The 18,997-nt window shown below is 34.8% G+C and carries 17 protein-coding genes and 1 pseudogene; 4 read left to right on the top strand and 14 right to left on the bottom strand.

Translation table 11 applies throughout. The annotated features are described in order from the left end of the window. Positions 1 to 28: 28 nt before the first annotated feature. From B9Y54_RS06005 to B9Y54_RS05980, 6 genes and pseudogenes are all read right to left on the bottom strand, one after another. Positions 29 to 1,411, bottom strand: a complete 1,383-nt coding sequence (locus B9Y54_RS06005; protein WP_085559424.1) for a glycoside hydrolase family 32 protein — start codon at positions 1,409 to 1,411, stop codon at positions 29 to 31. A 39-nt stretch (positions 1,412 to 1,450) separates the two neighbouring features. Then, a pseudogene (locus B9Y54_RS06000) lies at positions 1,451 to 2,830 on the bottom strand (sucrose-specific PTS transporter subunit IIBC); the annotation flags it as partial. A gap of 214 nt (positions 2,831 to 3,044) precedes the next feature. Beyond that, positions 3,045 to 4,028, bottom strand: coding sequence for a LacI family DNA-binding transcriptional regulator (locus tag B9Y54_RS05995; protein ID WP_085559422.1), 984 nt, complete (start codon positions 4,026 to 4,028; stop codon positions 3,045 to 3,047). Positions 4,029 to 4,032: 4 nt separating this feature from the next. Next, complete coding sequence (locus B9Y54_RS05990) at positions 4,033 to 4,800, bottom strand: acyl-[acyl-carrier-protein] thioesterase (RefSeq protein ID WP_085559421.1); 768 nt, start codon at positions 4,798 to 4,800, stop codon at positions 4,033 to 4,035. A 164-nt stretch (positions 4,801 to 4,964) separates the two neighbouring features. Next, positions 4,965 to 6,746, bottom strand: a complete 1,782-nt coding sequence (locus tag B9Y54_RS05985; RefSeq protein ID WP_085559420.1) for an ABC transporter ATP-binding protein — start codon at positions 6,744 to 6,746, stop codon at positions 4,965 to 4,967. After that, complete coding sequence (locus B9Y54_RS05980) at positions 6,733 to 8,496, bottom strand: ABC transporter ATP-binding protein (RefSeq protein WP_085559419.1); 1,764 nt, start codon at positions 8,494 to 8,496, stop codon at positions 6,733 to 6,735. Before B9Y54_RS05980 ends, B9Y54_RS05985 begins: the two co-directional genes overlap by 14 nt. A 219-nt stretch (positions 8,497 to 8,715) precedes the next feature. Between B9Y54_RS05980 and B9Y54_RS05975 the strand changes: the two genes are divergently transcribed. Beyond that, complete coding sequence (locus tag B9Y54_RS05975) at positions 8,716 to 9,549, top strand: helix-turn-helix transcriptional regulator (protein WP_085559418.1); 834 nt, start codon at positions 8,716 to 8,718, stop codon at positions 9,547 to 9,549. Positions 9,550 to 9,741: 192 nt separating this feature from the next. Here B9Y54_RS05975 and B9Y54_RS05970 read toward each other — a convergent pair whose 3' ends face one another. After that, a complete protein-coding gene (locus B9Y54_RS05970) occupies positions 9,742 to 10,596 on the bottom strand; it encodes a glycosyltransferase family 8 protein (RefSeq protein WP_085559417.1) in 855 nt (284 codons plus the stop codon). Between the two features lie 123 nt (positions 10,597 to 10,719). Continuing rightward, on the bottom strand, positions 10,720 to 11,550 hold the full coding sequence (locus tag B9Y54_RS05965; RefSeq protein WP_085559416.1) for a glycosyltransferase family 8 protein: 831 nt from the start codon (positions 11,548 to 11,550) through the stop codon (positions 10,720 to 10,722). Between the two features lie 337 nt (positions 11,551 to 11,887). Between B9Y54_RS05965 and B9Y54_RS05960 the strand changes: the two genes are divergently transcribed. Together B9Y54_RS05960 and B9Y54_RS05955 are read left to right on the top strand one after the other, a co-directional pair. Then, the gene (locus tag B9Y54_RS05960; protein ID WP_085559415.1) at positions 11,888 to 12,445 is read left to right on the top strand and encodes a hypothetical protein; all 558 of its coding nucleotides are present in this window, start codon (positions 11,888 to 11,890) and stop codon (positions 12,443 to 12,445) included. Between the two features lie 67 nt (positions 12,446 to 12,512). Next, positions 12,513 to 12,953 carry an acyl-CoA thioesterase gene (locus B9Y54_RS05955; RefSeq protein ID WP_085559414.1) on the top strand — a complete coding sequence of 147 codons (441 nt, stop codon included), beginning with the start codon at positions 12,513 to 12,515 and terminating at the stop codon, positions 12,951 to 12,953. Between the two features lie 132 nt (positions 12,954 to 13,085). Here the strand turns inward: B9Y54_RS05955 and B9Y54_RS05950 are convergent, their stop codons facing one another. The 4 genes from B9Y54_RS05950 to B9Y54_RS05935 all read right to left on the bottom strand — a co-directional run bounded on the left by B9Y54_RS05950 (position 13,086) and on the right by B9Y54_RS05935 (position 16,171). Further along, a complete protein-coding gene (locus B9Y54_RS05950) occupies positions 13,086 to 13,763 on the bottom strand; it encodes an ABC transporter ATP-binding protein (RefSeq protein ID WP_085559413.1) in 678 nt (225 codons plus the stop codon). After that, a complete protein-coding gene (locus B9Y54_RS05945) occupies positions 13,763 to 14,887 on the bottom strand; it encodes an ABC transporter permease (protein ID WP_085559412.1) in 1,125 nt (374 codons plus the stop codon). Before B9Y54_RS05945 ends, B9Y54_RS05950 begins: the two co-directional genes overlap by 1 nt. Positions 14,888 to 14,897: 10 nt before the next feature. Beyond that, positions 14,898 to 15,536: a TetR/AcrR family transcriptional regulator gene (locus B9Y54_RS05940; protein WP_085559411.1), complete on the bottom strand. Its 639-nt coding sequence runs from the start codon at positions 15,534 to 15,536 to the stop codon at positions 14,898 to 14,900. Between the two features lie 161 nt (positions 15,537 to 15,697). Next, positions 15,698 to 16,171, bottom strand: a complete 474-nt coding sequence (locus tag B9Y54_RS05935; RefSeq protein WP_085559410.1) for a Dps family protein — start codon at positions 16,169 to 16,171, stop codon at positions 15,698 to 15,700. A gap of 202 nt (positions 16,172 to 16,373) precedes the next feature. Here B9Y54_RS05935 and B9Y54_RS05930 point away from each other — a divergent pair, with 202 nt between their 5' ends. After that, positions 16,374 to 16,958 (top strand): general stress protein, encoded by a 585-nt coding sequence (locus B9Y54_RS05930; RefSeq protein WP_085559409.1) that lies wholly within the window; start codon positions 16,374 to 16,376, stop codon positions 16,956 to 16,958. Between the two features lie 71 nt (positions 16,959 to 17,029). Here the strand turns inward: B9Y54_RS05930 and B9Y54_RS05925 are convergent, their stop codons facing one another. Both B9Y54_RS05925 and B9Y54_RS05920 read right to left on the bottom strand, forming a co-directional pair. After that, complete coding sequence (locus B9Y54_RS05925; protein WP_085559408.1) at positions 17,030 to 18,022, bottom strand: ornithine cyclodeaminase family protein; 993 nt, start codon at positions 18,020 to 18,022, stop codon at positions 17,030 to 17,032. 67 nt (positions 18,023 to 18,089) lie between these two features. Continuing rightward, positions 18,090 to 18,977: a sulfite exporter TauE/SafE family protein gene (locus tag B9Y54_RS05920; protein ID WP_085560522.1), complete on the bottom strand. Its 888-nt coding sequence runs from the start codon at positions 18,975 to 18,977 to the stop codon at positions 18,090 to 18,092. Between the last annotated feature and the right edge of the window lie 20 nt (positions 18,978 to 18,997).

Genomic DNA, 18,997 nt, shown 5'->3' with positions numbered 1-18,997 from the left:
CTGGAACAGCTAGTCCCAGCTTTTTTATTTAGTGCTTTAAAGAATAAATTATTATCTCTGGTTCTTTACCTGTTTCACAAAAAGAAACCGCCACTGTCTTCACTTCTTGACCTTGAAAATAACGTAAAGAAAACACTTCTTCTCCATCATTAATAAAGAGCTCGAGCGTGGAACTTTCAAGAAAGCCTTGCATCTGAGTCAACGGACGCTTAAGTGTTACTGCACGTGACTCTCTTTTTTTAGTCAGCCAATTTGTACGAGTTACTTGGATGCGACCAGAATCCTGATTGTATTCAACTAACACTTCATTTCTGATTTGAAAAGCAAATGATCCGGCAGCTTCTTTCCAATTGAATAACAGTTCATTTTGCAGCGTAGATAGCTGCAACGATTCTTTCGTTTTCCCTATGAGAACTTGAGGTTGACCTTGTCTTAATTTTTCCAATTCTACTACTGGTCGCTGAATCAATTGTCCATTTGCGTAGTCTAATTCTCTTGGAATAGTTAAATTATGAATCCAACCATCTTGAATAGTTGGAACGGCTGCTTCGACTTCCGGTTCCATTACACCCATCCAACCAAATAAAATATGTCTACCTTTAGAATCTTGGAACGTTTGAGGAGCGTAAAATTCAAAACCTCTATCTAGTTCTCTAAAAGGATAATCATCTGGTAGAAACTTGCCTGCTTTTGTAAAGTCTCCTGTTAAATAGCCAGACTGATAGATATTATTGAATTCATCCCCTTTAACGGTTAGTCCTTGAGGAGAAAAAATAAAAGCTGATTTTCCTTCAAATTGAGTTAAATCAGGACATTCCCACATAAAACCCATATCTTCAATTTGATCCATCAACGATCCCTTAAAAGTCCAATCGATTAAATCAGTTGAATGGTAAATCAATGTATCGCCTGTTAAGTCCTCTTTTTGAGCACCCAATACCATCCACCATTCATTGTTTTCATTTTGCCATACTTTTGGATCTCTTATATGTGCTGTATAACCACTTGGTTGATCTATAACGGGTCCTTTTTTCTCAAAATGCACACCATCTTTTGAAACGGCTAAACATTGGTAACTTTCGCGTTCATTCTTTTCATTACGAACATTACCGGTATAGAATAAATAAAGCTTGTCTTCAAACGCTACAGCACTGCCTGAGTAGCAACCATCTTTATCAAACCATTGATCCGGTTCTAACGCCACTGGTTGATCCACCCAATGAATCAAATCATCAGAAATAACATGGCCCCAGCTTTTAGTTGTATGAGTTGTTCCGTTTTGATTCCATTGGTAAAAAACGTGATATACCCCGTTAAACTGAATCAATCCGTTGGGATCATTTAGTAGTCCCTTAGCAGGGGTAATGTGATACCCCAACTCATATTTCCCCATTGTTTTATTCTGTGCCATTTTTTAAACTTCCTTTCACGCTTCTAGTTCATCTTTCATTTTATCGCTGTAGCCAAAGAAATAAGTTAACACAAACGCTACAGAAATCGCAATGATATTTGTTAATAAATACCAAATGATTTGACTATTTAAATACAATAACGTTCCTGGGATAACGGTTACTGCCATGCCTGAAGCTTCTAATCCCATGATATTTCCAAAGAATCCACCGGCTGCTCCACCAACTAAGCCAAAGATGAATGGCTTGACATATCTCAAATTCACACCAAATACTGCTGGTTCGGTAATCCCTAGAAAAGCGGATAAGGTCGAAGGATAAGCTAATGCTTTTAATTTTTTAGATTTTGTTTTCATTGCTACAGCTAATGAAGCACCACCTTGTGCAGCCACACTAGCAGTGATGATACCGTTATAAGGGTTTACTCCAGTATTTGCTAGCAGTTGAATTTCTAAGAAATTAAACAGATGGTGAATACCGGTTACGACAATAATTTGGTTTAATCCACCGATAACTAATCCAGCTAAACCAAATGGCAAAGCTAATGCCCAAACAGTTGCATTTAATACAACTTCTTCTAAAGAGTGAAAAACAGGTCCAATCAAAAATAGCGATAAGATACTCATAATTAATAATGTCAAAAACGGTGTAAGCAATAAATCTAAATACTCTGGAACGCGTTTGCGTATCCATCTTTCTAGTTTAGCTCCTGCAAAACCAGCAATAAAGGCCGGTAGAACCGTTCCTTGATAACCTACTACAGGAATAAAACCAAACATCGTAATTGGATCAGCGGTGCCGCCTGCAACTGCGTAGGCATTGGGAAGGGCCGGATTAACTAGCATCAAACCTAAAACAATCCCAATAACGGGAGATCCGCCAAACACTTTGAATGAAGACCAAGCAACTAAGGCTGGTAAAAATGCAAAGGCTGTGTCAGTTAATACTTGCGTATACAATAAAAAGTTTGCACTAATATCTGCTGGTACTAAACCAAAAACTGCCAACACTTGCTCTTGTGTCAATAAACCACGTAAACCCATAAATAGTCCGGTTGCAACCAATACTGGAATAATAGGAACAAATACATCTCCAAAGGTACGAATCGTGCGCTGAAAAACATTTCCTTGTTTTTTAAATTCTTGTTTCATTTCACTTGTTGAACTTTCAGTCAAACCTAGCGCAGCCACTTCTTCATAGATTTTATTAACGGTACCGGTTCCAAAAATGATTTGAAACTGTCCTGAATTATAAAACGCTCCCTTTACTTTATCAATATTTTCTATTGCTTCTTTATCAATACTTTCTTCTTTATTTACCATAATTCTCAAACGTGTCGCACAATGAGTGACCGATTGAATATTTTCTTTTCCACCTACTGCCTCAATTACTTCTTTAGCAATTCTTTGGTTCTCCGTCATGTTTATTTCCTCCTTTTAATGTTTTGATGCTTTTTGGAACCGGTTCTTTTTTATTGTAACCGTTTTTATTTGTTTTGTCTAGTCTAAAACATTAATTTTTTTGCATTAATTTTTTTTTTAAAAGCTCTTTAAAAAATAAAATCCCTCAATCTTTTACTACCGCTGCACCGTCAGATACGACTAGTAAAAAGATTAAGGATTTACTGGAAATTGTTTAATTCAATCTTTTAGTTGATTCATTTTCTATTAATTTATTCTTTAAAATTGTTTTTTTAGGAACGGGTAAACCTTCTAGTAGCAAAAGTAAATTTTTAACGGCTATTTCGCCTAATTCTTGATAGGCATATTTTACCGTCGTAATCGTTGGCGAAACGACTGTCGTAATTTGATAGCCACCAAAGCCAGACAATGAAAATACGTTTGGAATAACTATTTTTAATTGATGTGCTGCCTTTAATACAGCTAAAGCAATGTTGTCTGTCGCACAAATGATATAAGAGGCTGTTACGTTTGGCAGCATTTTAATAACCTGTTCATACGCTTTTTCAAAAGTAAAACTTGTTTCAACCAGTTCAATAGTCGTCTCTTTGCTTTCATTTAGTGCGTCCAATACACCTTTTTTGCGCATTTTACCTACCGCTACATCTGCTTCAAAAACCGTTAAATAAAGAAAGTTTTTATGCCCTAAGTCGGTCGCATATTTACCTATTTTATAGCCTGCATCATATTCATCATGAACAATTGAATAAAGATCATCGGCTTGTTGACCCAATAAAATAACCGGAATCGCTACATCAGCAATCGCTTTTTTGTGGGCTTCAGTGATCACTGTTGCAAATAAAAGAATTCCAGCAACTTTTTGACTTGCTAATGAATAAATACTCTCTATTTCTCTTTTAGAATCTTGGTTTGTATTTGTAATAAGCAATTGAAAATTTTTCTCTCTTAACCCTTTATCAATAGAGATTAAAACTTCATTTGCAGAATAGGAATCTAATCGCGGGATAATTGTTCCGATAATAGTTGTTTTCTTTGCTTTGAGGCTCTGTGCAAAAGTATTGGGTCTATAACCTGTTTCAGCTACAATGGCAGCTAATTTATCTTTTGTTTTCTGGCTTACGGATCCACCATTTAGATATCTAGATACGGTACTTTTAGCAACTCCTGCTTGCTGAGCAATATCGTTAATAGTTACCATCTTTTCACCTACTTGATTCCTTTTCAATTTTTTCCCAAGTCATACTTGCTTCGCTATTTACGACTTCTCCGGTCATAATGCGATGAGCAGAAATAAATTGGCCAGTTTCATTTTCTAAGAGACTCATCTGACTTTTTATCTGATGCCCATAATAAACTTCTTTTTCAAATTTAATTGTAAGATGGGTTAATTTATGTGTTGTTAGAAATTCATAATCCAATGTGTCTACCGACCAATCTAAGTATTTCGAGTTGTTTACATGCAGATTTGTATCAATATCTAAGTAACGAACACGGTACTCACTTTCTGTCGATTGCTCTTCCTTTATTTTTTCTGGTTTAGGTGTACGTATCAGTCTTTTTGAAAAGGGTGCTTTAAAAGGAGCAACAACTTCATCTTGAATACGAACCATTTTTCTTTTTTCACTATCTAACAAAGCAAACGTGCTTTTAGCTGTTACACATAATTGGCCTATTTCATCGTATACATTGAATTCACGATAGCAAAATAGTTTATTATAAGATAAAGCTTGTGTAGTAACTTTTATTTTTTGATGAGCAGTTGGAATATGCTTGATATCAACCGTATATTGCAGGACAATCCAGGCTAACCCTTTCTTAGCTAAGGCTTCATCTCCTACACCTAACTCATGACTTTGTTCTCCTGATGCTTGCATCATAATATTAACCAACATGGAAATAGTCAATTGTTGACTAGCATCACATTCGTAATAATTAACTTGATGTTCACTTTCAAAAATCTGTGTTTCCATTTTCATCCTCTTTTCATTCCTTTAATTCTCATCCAACTCCATCATACACCTTTTTTAGTTGCTAGCAAAACAATGAAGCTAGGATAATTGTGGCTAGTTTATAAAAAATTGCACTACAAGCCCTTTCGTTTGCAGTGCGTTTTTTTATCTTTTGCTATCCTTTTTTATATTTTTTGCAATAAATTAAATTGTGTTTTGTATAGATTGTAATATAACCCCTTTTGAGCCATTAACTCATTATGGCTGCCTGATTCTTGAATAACCTTATCAGCGATATAAAAGATCCGTGTGCTATTTTTAATTGTCGATAAACGGTGCGCAATAATAAATGCTGTCCGTCCTTTCAACAAGTAATCGAGTCCTTCTTGTAAAAGGATTTCCGTTTGAGTATCAATACTAGAAGTGGCTTCATCTAGAATCAGTACTTTTGGATCTGCTAATAACGTCCGTGCAAAAGAAATCAATTGCCGCTGTCCAGCTGATAGTGTGCCGCCTCTTTCTTTTATCACTGTCTGGTAGCCTTTTTTTTGTTGCATGATAAATTCATGTGCTCGAACAATTTTAGCTGCCGATATTATTTCTTCTTCGGTTGCATCTAATTTCCCATAACGAATATTCTCCATAATCGTACCCGAAAAAATAAACGTATCTTGCAACATAACGCCTATTTGGTCTCTCAGTGATTTTAGCGTGACATCTCGGATATCAATCCCATCTACTAAGATTTCCCCTTCGTTCACATCATAAAACCGACTAATTAAATTAATAATTGTTGATTTACCTGCTCCAGTTGGGCCAACTATCGCAATGGTTTCGCCTGGTTTAACATGAAAAGATAATTTCTCAAAAATTGTTTGTTCTGGTTTGTAACCAAAGGTAATCTCTTTAAATACAACATCCCCTTTTACAGGTGGCATAACAAAAGCCTCACCTTTATCTGTGATTTCAGGTTCTACATCAAGTGTTTCAAAAATACGTTCAAGATAAGCAGTCCCGGTAATCAAGGAGTTATAAAAGTTCCCAATATTAACCATCGGATTCCAGAAATTATTTACGTAACCAATAAAGGCAATCAAAACCCCCGTAGTAACATCTACTCCTAAACCTTTCACGCCAATAAAGTAAATAAGTGAAATGGTCAGTGTCGCACTATTTTGAATCGTTGGCGCTAATAATAATTGAATCTTAACGGCTTTTAACCAACTCATTTTTTGATCTTGGCTGACCTCTGAAAAGATTTCATTATTCATCGATTCACGAGTAAACGATTGGGTTACCTTGATTCCAGAAATACTCTCATGAATATAAGCATTTAAGTTTGCTTGTTTGTTGCTAACTGCTTGAAAAGCTTTTCGTTGGGCTTTTTGAATAAACAAGGTCACCAAAAATAGAAATGGCAATAAAATAAAACTATACAGCGTTAATTTGACATTTAGTGAGAACATGAAAACGAGCGTTACAACTAAACTCAATACATCTGAAATGACATTGATTAATCCATTAGAAAGCAAATCACTTAATGAATTAATGTAGTTGACTACTCGGATAACAATCTTGCCATGTGGACGAGTATCAAAATAAGAAAAAGATAATTTTTGAAGGTGTTCAAAAATTTGTAGTCGCATATCTTTTAACACATTTTGTCCTAGTAAGGTGATGTGTTGAATCCGATACCGCGAGCACCAACCACCAATAAGAGTTGCTAGTGAAAAAATCAGAATAATCCAGCCCATTTGAGTAGTATCTTTATTCGGTATAGCCTCATCGATAACAATACTAGTTAGATAAGGTCCTAACACCATAATAATATTGGATAACAAGATGACAATTAATATTTTAGATACAGATTTTTTATACGGTTTTAAATAGCCGCCTAATCGTTTAAACTGTTCTATATTAAACTCTTCTTTTAGTTCTTCATCTTTTCTCACACTATTCTGGTCCATTATCTGACACCTCCTCATCGCCATCTGATTTGCCTAACTGTTCCAAGTAGATTCTGTAATAAGCGCCTTTTTCTTCGAGTAAAGAAGCATGTGTTCCACGCTCGATTATTTCCCCTTTAGAAAGAATCAAAATTTCATCGGCTGTTTTAACTGAGGAAATCCGATTTGCGATAATAAAGGTTGTTTTCTTTTGTGAAACGTTTTGTAATTCTTGTTGAATTTTCACTTCTGTCTCCATATCAACCGCAGAAGTTGTATCATCCAAAATCAGAATAGAAGGATCTTTCATCAAGCCTCTTGCTAATGAAATCCGTTGCCTTTGTCCACCTGATAAGCCACTACCACGTTCTCCTAGAAAAGTATTGTACTTATCTGGCATTTCTTCAATAAAGGGACTGGCATCCGCCACACGAGCCACTTGTTTGATTCTGTCTAGCTCTGCTTCTGGTGTTCCAAAAGCAATGTTTTCTTTGATTGTTTCTGAGAATAAAAAGACATCTTGCATCACAATAGCAATATGCTTTCGCAATTCTCTGACATTAATTTTCCGTGCATCTTGACCATCAATCAGAATACGTCCTTTTATCGGATCAAAAAACCGTAAAATTAAGTTTACTAATGTCGATTTTCCTGAACCAGTTTCACCTAGAATACCGATTGTTTGACCTGGTGAGGCTTTCAACGAGATATGGCTTAACACTTCTGTATCGGGATCATCGGCATAATGGAATGAAACGTCTTGAAATTCAACAATGCCTCTAATCGTCGGTGTCGTTTGTCTTTTCTCAAGTGGTATCTTTGGTTTAGTTGCTAACAACTCTCTAATGCGATAAGTCGATGTGATAAAATGTTGCAAGTCATTGACGTACCAGCCCACATTTCTCATTGGGATAGTTAACATCCAAATAAAGCCATTAAAAGCTACTAAATCCCCTAACGTCATACTGCCATCAATGACTAACAGTCCACCAAGTCCGATTGTAATAACCGATAAGAAAGACGCCAACGTTTCTAATAATGGCAAATAGGTTTTAGTAACCGCTGCTGATGCTAAATTTTTGTTTTTGTAGTCTTCATTGTATCCGTTGAACTTTTTGATTTCATATTCTTCTCTCGCAAAAGCTTTTACGACTTTGTTTCCACTAATATTTTCTTCCACCATCGAGTTTAATCTAGAAAAACTTTCACGAATTTGGTAAAAAACAGGATTGGCTTTACGAGACAATGTTATCGTCAATAGTCCTATAAAAGGTGTAATAAAAACCAACGCTAACATTAAACGCCATTCGATAATACCCATCACGACAATCGCTGAAACAAGCAACAAGAAGTTATCTAGCACATTATAAAACAGCCATGAAACAGCATGTCTAATCGCATCTGTGTCACCTGTCATTCTGGCCATAATATCGCCAACTCTTGTATTGTTAAAAAAACTAAAATCAAGTTCTTGAAGTTTACGATACATTTCTTCACGTATATTAAATAGAGCATTTTGACCTATTTGTTCAAACATGATTTGGTACACATAGCGAAGAATCGTTCGAACGAGCGAAGCAAGTATCATCACGATTAGCAATGGGACTAACAATCCAGCTTCTCCTTTTACAATAACGTCATCAACAATTCTTCCTCCAATTAATGGAGAAACAATATTTAATAAAGCCACAAAAATAACCAAAGCAATTCCTATTGAAACATTTAACCAATAAGTACGAATGTATTTCCAAACCCATCTAATACTTCCCATCTGTTTAACCTCCTTTGATTTACTAATTGCATTAAGCATAACGAAAAAATTAAACGAAAAGAATGGTTTATACGACTAAAAGAGATGGAGTAACCAACCATCTGAGAGAGTTTTTTTCTAATTAGATTCAATCATTGCGCTATTTCATAAGATACTTTATACTTTTAAGTAACTAAATGCGGACGTAAAATACGAATCCCTTTTCTTGGAGGTGAGTGAATGTTCAAAGTGAATGCAAAAATCTTCAATCCTGAAGTGTTATACATTTTCGATGTTTTAACCATTGGTCCATCCTCTGGAAAAAGTCATTCCCATGATTTTTTAGAAATCTCTATTATTATTGATGGTGAAACCCTATATACCATTGATAATCATACAGTCTATTTAGAAAAAGAAACCATTCTTTTATTTAACCCAGGTACCATTCACTACGAACAAGCTCTGAATAATATGAGAAATACTCAACTTCATATTGGCTTTCGAAATATCCTATTAGATTGTTTTCCGAAAGATTTTTTCCCAGTAGAGTCGCCTATTATTCATTTAAAAGAGCACAACAAAGAATTTTTTATTATTTGCCAAAAAATTATTGCTGAACGTGCTGCCAATAAACCCGGAGTTGAACTTATGTTAAAAGCTCTTGTCACTCAACTGATTGTTTTGCTTTTGAGAGACAGTTCTGCATTGATGAATAAAATAATCCAAGAAACTCTAACGGCCGATGAACAAAAGAAACAACAAACGGTCAATGAAATTATCCATTACCTTGAAACACATTATCGAAAAGACATTACGCTGAACGATTTAGCGCGTCACTATTTCCTTAGCTCAACTAATCTATCGCGTATTTTCAAAGAAGAAACAGGCGATTCACCTATCAATTACTTAATTAAAGTGCGTCTAGAACAAGCTAAGCTTTTACTCGATACAAAAACGAATATGAGCATCAAAGAGATTTCGAAGCTGGTTGGCTACAATGATGCCCTCTACTTTAGTAAACTCTTTAAAAAACATTATGGCCAGTCGCCTTCTGCTTTTATGACTAAGATGTAGGTTGAAGGAAACTAATTTTATTTTATTCTCCTATTCTAAAAACCTAAAAATAAAAAATGATTTTAAGACAAATCTGTCTCAAAATCATTTTTTATTGCCTTCTTTTTAAATCATGCTTATTAAAAAAGATACATTCTTACTTTTCTTTTAAAATCTGTTTTCTGATGGTTAAATCTCTAGGTGCTTTTCTGCTTACATCTCACTAATCTCTTCGAATTGATTTAATGGGAAAGCTGTTTTATTTCTTAGAGTGAAATAGTGTTCTCTATAGGGATGAACGGGATTTTCATGCCATGGTTTTTCATGTCCACAAAAATGGATAAGTGCTGGATGCTCTCTAGCTTCTTGCCACTCTAATTCTCCTTGGATTGTTGGGTGCTGTTTTTCAGCTAACATCAAGTAAGTTTGAGCATTCCAACGAGGGTGCAATGCTAACCAGCGATCATGCAATATGGCATTTAATGTATCTTGGTCATGAAACCTCAATAAGTGTGGGTGTTGTTTTATAAACTCAAAAGCTTGCTCCGTTATCTTTTCTTCACGCCACTTTTTAAGATCCATCAACAATAATCCGGAATTAAAATACTTGTCTGACTGGCAATTCACCCCCATTGTATTTAAACGATTGTGAAAGCCTGCATCTTCAACCGCAGCAAGTAATTTACTGCCTAAGTCTATATCCCATATATTTTCAATGTTTTCTAAACAAAGCATATCGCAATCAAGGTAAATCGCACGATCTGTGTTAACTAAAAGATTGGGAATAGAAATTCTATAATAAGCCGTTCTAGGAATCCTTTCACTTTCTACAACATTTTCAAATTCAGCTTCATCAATAGCTAAATAACTAATACGTGCTTTATATTGATTTACTGTCCGGTTTAGTAACAATTTTGACTTGAATGAGATGTTATCGTCTATTACATAAAAATTCAAACGGATATTAGTATCTTTACTTTCTAATAAAGAAAGAAACAACGTTGTAAGATGTGGAACAAACTCTTCATTACTGGATGAAACGATAGTTATATTTTTAATATCAAACATCGCGATTCCTCCTCTATTCCATTAAATTCCCTAAATTTTGGTTAGCTTAAATAAGACCTAAGAAAAGGGTCTTTTTTCAGGCATCGAAAGGATTTAAGTGAGTTGCTTTTCAGTGTCTATTTCTTATTGATGAAAGGGTGATTTAGCTAGTTCTTTCAAGTATAATCGGTTATAAGGATGATATTCATTTGAATTCCAAGGTTTGTCATGGCCAGTAAAATGGACAATTGAGGGCTGTTTAATGGCTTCTTTATATTGTTTTTGGTAGTTTGCAGTAGGTGGTCGGTGTCTTTCAAATAATAGCGATGTTTGTACATTCCATTTAGGGTGTAGTGGAAACCATCTTTCATAAAGAATCGCATTAAGTGCGTCTTGATCATGATAAATGATTTTGTCCTCTTCTTCCTCTAAAAAAGTTAACGTTTTTTCAGTTATCTTCGCTGCTCGCCAGTTCGCTAAATCAATTAGTAGGAGACCTGAGTTAAAATAATAATCCGCTGTATCAATACCAAGTCTATCTAAGACAAGAGCTTGGCCTGGGTCGATAACAGCACCAATGATGTTCTCACCAATATCGGTATCATATAATACTGATACATCATCTAGTACAAGCACATCACAATCAATATACAGAACCTTTTGATAGTTCTTACCTTCTAATAAATCTGGCAACGAGATACGATAATAAGCCGTTTGATTGATATGATCACTTTCTAATACACCTGCATACAATTCAGAGTCAACTTCTAAATAATGAATCTCAGACGAATGATTAGAAATAACTTGAGTCAACTTTTCTTTGCTTTCTCTTGAAATATGATCATCAATGATATAAAAAATGATAGCGACATTATCAGCTAAATGCTCTAGTAAGGTCATTATCATCACACTGAGGTAAGGCGTATACTGGTCATCTGCTGCACTTACAATGGGTATGATTTTTTTAGTTGTCATGTTCAATCTTCCTTTCAAAAACTAGTTACATTCGTTCACGTGGAGATAACCTATTCTACTTTATATGGTATAATTATTTTTAAGATTTAGCAAATTTAACCCTTTGAAAACGAATTTGTTTATTCATTAAATATACATAAACCTAAAATTATCACTACTTTTATTAATAAATAGGGCCTTTTAATAAAGAAGCCTAGTAAAAAATTATGGATAGTGTATACTTAAAAAGACTTTATCGTTTCTAACAGACAACAGGCTATTTTAATTCAGCTATTATTTTACAGTATAGAAATAAAGACAAAATAACCTAGCTAATTTATAAAAAGAAGGTAATTCTATGAAAATATATCTCGTTTTAACCGATACAAATACGATTCTTTCCAAAACAATTAAATTTTATACTAAAGCTGAATACAACCATGCTTCACTTGCTTTAGATTCTTCATTAACCGATATGTACAGCTTTGGTAGAAAAAGACCTAATAATCCTTTTATTGCAGGATTTATCCAAGAAGATTTAACTAGAGAATATTTTATACGCGCACAATGCAATATTCTTTCTTGTGATGTCACACCAAATCAATTTACCTTATTGACAAATTTAATTCGCTATTATGAACAAACAAAGAATATATATCACTACAATTTAATGGGGCTAGTAACACTTGCTCTTAATATTGACTTTGTCAGAGATGATGTCTTTTTCTGTTCTCAGTTTGTTGCTACATTACTAGCGGATAGCAAGATTTATGATTTTCAAAAAGAAATGCATTTTATTACACCACAAGATCTAGAGGTATTGCCTATTTTTGAATCCATCTATACGGGTTCACTTTATGGTTATCTAGCATCTACTCAAAGCCAGCCATTAAAACCAAGTTTGTTAGCCCTTTAAAAGTCAACTTATTGCTTATCCATTTAGGGTAACGACTTATTACAACGAGTTAAAGTGAGGAATTATTATGGATATTGAATCAAAACACTACGAACATAAGGCTCAATATTACGAGACCGACCAAATGGGAATTATTCATCATTCTAATTACATTCGCTGGTTTGAAGAAGCTAGAACAAACTTATTAGATTCTATCGGATTTGGCTACGATCAAATGGAAGAATCAGGAATTATTATTCCTGTTTTAGCTATTCATTGTGACTATAAATCAATGGTCTATTACAATCAAACCGTCTACATTATTCCTGTCGTTGATTTTTTTAACGGCGTCAAATTAACGATTTCCTATCAAGTCATAGATAAACTATCAGGTGAACTAAGGGCTACTGGAATAAGCAAACACTGTTTTTTAAATAGTCATCATCGCCCAGTTTCTTTGAAAAAAATAAATAAGCCTATTTATGATTTATTTGAACGCCTTTTAAAAAAAGACAGCTTTACTCATTAAAAAAGATTTCTTATCCCTATTTAGCAATAGATACACTACATAAGTGTTTTTATTTTCTAGAAAAATTAAAAAGTAAGCCCCGTTTTTTTGTACAAAAAAATGGGGCTTACTTTTTTGAATTTCGTTGATCATTTAATCTTCTTGTGAAAGTATACCGTCTTCAATTCGATAAATACGATCACAATATTTTAACATACGCTCATCATGAGTAACCATAATCGCCGCTTTGCCTCTAGATTTCACTTCTTGAGCAATGAGCTGGACGACTTCATTGGCTCTTTTTGTATCTAAATTGGCCGTTGGTTCATCTGCTAAAATCAATTCCGGATCATTCATAAACGAGCGTGCGATAGCAACTCGTTGGCGTTCTCCACCAGACAGCTCATTTGGAAATTTTTTTATCTTACTAGCCATCCCTAAATCTGACAATAAATGAAGCGCATATTTTTTTGCCTGAGCAGTAACTTTACCACCCATTCTTTTAACAATTAACAATTGATCTAAGACGGTTAAATAAGGAATCAAATTTGATGTTTGTAAAATAAACCCAATTTGTTCCAACCGAACCTTGGATAGCTCTTTTTCTTTCAAGGTAGAAATAGCTACATCATTAATTGACACTTCACCTTTTGTTGGTTGAAGCAACGCTCCTGAGACAGATAAAAAGGTACTTTTACCTGAACCTGATGGCCCAATGATGGCTATAAATTCACCTGGGTTAACGGCTAATGTGACGTCATTTAAAGCAATTGTTTCAAATTCGCCTTCTTGATAAGTTTTTGAGACGTTTTTTAATCGTAACCCTGCCATTATTCTTTCCCTCCCAATGCGGTCAATGGATCAATTTTCGCTATTTTCAACACCGAAAAGAATGAACTAATAACACTGATAGCCAATAACACTAGACTATACGAGATAACTAATGAGTTAATTAAGTTAAAAGGCATCGAGTCCGGTAAAGCAGCTGCCGTTACATAAGTTAACAAAATTCCTATCAAGATACTGACAATGGATAGAATAAAGACTTGTGAAACAACCGATTTGATGATAAACCAATTGCTGCCACCAATGGCTTTCATTACACCAAATTGTTGTATTTTTTGACTAGTTAAAATATAAAAGAAAACCGCAATGATAATTGCAGAAATAATAATTAAAAATCCTACCATCATTGAAATCGTACCATTCTCTGCAGCATATCCTGGAACAGCATTAATTGTTTCTTTCTTGGAACCAACTTGGACACCGCTAATAGATTGTTCTATCTCTTTTGGTTCACTTTCTTCACCTTGAATCAAAACACTATTAACCGCATCTTTTATTCCATTATCTGAACCGGGAGCTGCGTATTTGTATTCGCGTAATTTTTCTAATGAGGAAAACACAACCGGTTGATGACTCAATGACTGATTTTTAGTAAAACCACTAATTTCCATCTCTTGTGTTGAACCATTGATAGTTAATTTATCTCCCAACTTGAAGCCTTCAAGTTCCAAAGCATGGTCTACGATAACCCCTGCTGGATTGCTTGCCTGTAGTGATTTTCCAGTTGTAACATTCGGTTCCATAAAAGATCCCGGACGGATACCAACGATTAAAACATCCATTTTTGAAGCAGTCTCCTCATCGCTATTTCTTTGACGAATAGATGCCGATGCCGTCCCAATTGGAGCAACAGCAGTTACTCCTTTCTCTTTCAACAAGTCATCTGCTAAAGATTCCGATAACATTGATTTAGAAAAAGAAAAGTCTGAGTTTTCTTCATATACTGCATAATCAACTGGTGCATACTTTAACGTTGCTGCTCCTAGATCAGATAGACCATTGCCTAACCCGGCTAAAAAGAATACTAGCCAGGAAATCAAAACAATAATTAAGCTAATCATAATAAAACGACCTTTTGAATAGGTTAACTCTTTTAGCGCTAAAAACATCTTCTGGGCCTCATTTCAAATAAACTAACTCGTAAGTTGTACAGTTAGTATGCCTCAAAGTGACACTCGTGTCACTTTGATTTTCAAATATTCCCTGACAAATAATTTCTTGTAAAAAACTAGCTCTTTCTTGTTGCGTAAGTCTTGATCGATTAGGAATGGTAACACTATGAAAAATAAGTTCAATTATTAAACCAATTGGAATCGTTTGTTTTATATACCCTTTATCTTGGCCAATTTGAATGAACTGTTGGATTTGTTCAAAAAAACGTTTATGCAATACTAACGATTGCTGTTTCTTCTCTTTTATTTTAGCGCTATCTGTTTTTCCATTAGTTGGAATCATAAAGGAAATTTGGTGGAGATCACTGTATTCAAAAATTAACGCAAATAATTGCTGAAACTGAGAAAGATAGCCTGAAATCCATTCTATTTGATCAAGATCTTCTACCATTTTTTCCATTTCAGAAACCATGTAACTATAAATTAATTCATCTTTATTTGTGTAATACTTATAAATAGCTGCTCGAGACACTTTCAACGAAGTTGCTAATAATCCAAATGAAAATTTATCGTAACCTACGGATAGTAAAAGTTTATGAGTCTCCATATACATATCCTCTGTTGAGAATTTTTTTTCTCTAGCCATTTATCTTCACTCCTCTTCTTCTTTTGTCCTTAATAGTATACCACCATTAAAGCCTATTGGACTAAATATGATAAGAGCGTTTCTAGATGATTTAATAATTAATTTTTTCAAAAAAAAAGGAAGCACCATAAATTTGGTGTTTCCCCTTGAAAAATGACTCTTTATTCACCATCTAAAGGATTATTTCCAAGGAAAGCTTGGAACATCCAGATGTGTTTGTCTATTTCAGTTTTATAGCCAATTAACATATCTTGTGTCACATCATCCCCTGATTGACCCGTTAGTTTAATCGCTTTCGCTAATTCTTCTCTCATTATACGAAAATCAGCTACTACTGAACTTACCATATCTGTATCTGATATTTTTTCTGTATAAGGTTTTTCTTTAATAATAGAATGATCTAAAAATTCTTGTAACGTTGAATAAGGTTTACCACCTAATGCTAGTAAACGTTCAGCTAACTCATCAAAATGCTCTGTTGCTTCGTTGTATAACTCTTCAAATTTTTCATGTAGTGTAAAGAAGTGAGTTCCTTGTACATAAAAATGATGCTGATATAATTTACTAGTAAAAACTCTATGAGTTGCCACCAAGTTATTCAGTGCCGTTTGTACTTCGGTATTCGTTTTTGACATGTTTCTTTTCCTCCTACAATCGTATTAAAGTGCTTATCACTTTATAATAAGTATAAATAAAAGAAATGAAAATGTCCAATTATCTGTTTCCTTTATTCACTCATTAACTAGTCTCTTCTACTTTAAAGGCTTTTTATTTGGAAACCCTTTCTTTATTTGTTACGCTAATAGTAGGAATAACATTAAACGAGGAGGAATTGTAATGTCAAAAATTTTTAAATATGCTTACCAATCCGTTGAAGAAGCTGCGGCAGGAGTAGAACACTTGTTAGTGGCAGGTTATGCACCCGCTGATATTACTGTTGTCACATACAAGGAAAACAAAGGTCGAATTGAGAGTTTAACCATTGCTGATATCGATCCAGTAACTCAAGCTCACCACCAGTCTATTTGGGATCGAACGAGAGATATTTTTACAGATGGCGATTTAGAAAATCCGCTTGGCAAATATAATTTGGATCCATCCATCACCGAACGTTACAATAAAGCCGTCAAAAATGGTGGGTTCGTTATCTTAATCGAAGAATCCTCACAGTCAAATCAAACCGATGACTTAATTTATACGACTGATGCTGATTTAGAAAATGAGGATATCCTATCAAACGTAGGAGAATATTCAGCTGCGCATGCTGATATTCCTCAATCGAATGATAAAAAGAAAAGTTTAACCGTTGACGGTATTCCAGTTAAAAAAACAGACGGGACATTTGGTGGAGAACATCCTATTGATAACCCAAGTATGCCCTTGTCACCTGGAACAAACCAAGATACGGATGCTCGAGAATAGAAAACACTACCTAAAAAACCAACTAGTTGAGTTTTCTCACTAGTTGTTTTTTTAGGTGTTATCCCCATTTTTTATAAGGCAATTTGTGTTCCAACTCCAAGTTTTTTAGCTTTTGCAAGAATTTTTCTTGCTGTCACAACATCCAATACGGCTGTTCCAACCGTTTTAAAGACGGTTATTTCTTCTTCATTTTCACGACCTAAAATTTTACCTAACATCACTTCACCAAGGTCTCCTTGGTACTGACTTCTTTCTACTAATCCTTCGTTTAACGGAGTAATGATGTCCCCCGCTTCTGCTAGAACACCTTCCATTGTGTCGAAAATAACTTTATCTGCACGGACAATAATTTCACTTGGTAACTCATGCATTTCAGGAGTGTACGCTCCAACACCATTAATATGAGCACCCTTTTTTACGTGTTCGCCAGAGAATGTTGCACGTTTAGATGTTGTCACAGAAGTAATAATATCTGCGCCTTTAACAGCTGCTTCTGAATTGTCTACTACAATTAATTGCGTATTAAAATGAGCAAATTGTTCTGACATCTCTTTAACAAATTGTTCACACCGTTCTTTGTCGATATCTACTATTCTGACTTCGTCTAATGAACGAACCGTCAACATCGCTTCTAGTTGAGAAATAGCTTGTCCACCTGTACCGATTAAAGCAGCGATTTTAGCATCTTTACGAGCTAAAACATCTGTTGCCGCTCCTTGAACAGCTCCAGTACGCAATTGTGTTAAATAAGTGCCATCCATCATCGCTTCTGCTATTCCCGTTTCGGCATTTAATAAAACCATGGTTGCTGGAACACTTGGTAAGTTCTTTGCAATATTACCTGGGTAAATCGAGACAATCTTGACTCCTAAAGCTTGGTTGTCGCCAGCAACATAAGCTGGCATATATAAGCTTTGGCCACCATGTTCAGGAACATCAATATTCGTACGTAATGGAACCGTGCTTTTCCCCTGTGAGAAAAGGCGTAAAGCTTCTTTATCTGCTTGAATAGCTTCCTCCATTGTAAAAACAGTTTGCATTTCTTCTTTCGTTAATACAATCATTCTTTTCTCTCCTTCATGAAACTCATTTTAGTTGCCTTTTAACGACAGCTTCTTAAACTTTATTTTTTTAGTTAACGCTATTTACTAAACTCATTTTTGCTTTGCGCATTTCTAAAATCATACTGATTGCGGTGTAAAGTAATACAGCGATAACCAACCACTGAAGCATATCAACGTTTAATGATTTAACAAAGTAAACGGCTGTTAATACACCTAAGACACCAAATGTTGAAGCGAATAATGTGATTTTACGGCTATACTCACCAAATTTAACAAATTGCATACTTCCAATCGGAACAGAGAATGTACAGGCTCCCATCATAATAGGAAAAGCTGCTGCTGGGTTCATACCCAAAGCATAAACGGTTGCCATTGTTAAAGCATATGAGCCAATACCGATATTGTTTAATGCGCCATAAGCGAATAATAATATACCTGCTGTTACTAATTTAAAGCCATATAATTCAGTTGCTGTTCCGTTAGAAGGAATCAAATTGAATTTTCCGGCTAGAATTAAGACAGCTGCAACAGTTAGGCCAATAGAAACAAATTGTTTGATCGTTTTTTCTGGTAATTTTACGACAAACCGTGGTCCTACATAAGCTCCAATAACTTGACTGATAATACAAACCGCTAATGTCTTCACCCCTACATCAATTGAGGTGATATAAGAAAGAGCCATTGCTGCTACTGGAATAACACACTGTGCATTAAGTGTTCCTGGTAGTTTTTTTAAAGGAACCCATTTTAATTTTCGATATAAAACTGTTCCGATGGCAAAATCGGAGATGCCAAAAGTAGAAAGCAAAAACATGAAGAATGAAGTAAATGGAAGTGCCAACGTAGTAGCTGGTTCGGTCATGATTTCACTTTTATGCTTTATTAAATCTTTCACAAAAGAGAGTACAAAAAATAAGTTCACAATTACAATTAAAGATAATAATACCGTGGTCATGATAGTTTCCTCCAACAATT

This window comes from Carnobacterium iners, assembly GCF_900177385.1.
GTDB classification, from domain to species: Bacteria; Bacillota; Bacilli; order Lactobacillales; family Carnobacteriaceae; genus Carnobacterium_A; species Carnobacterium_A iners.
This window is presented reverse-complemented; position numbering and strand designations above follow the sequence as displayed.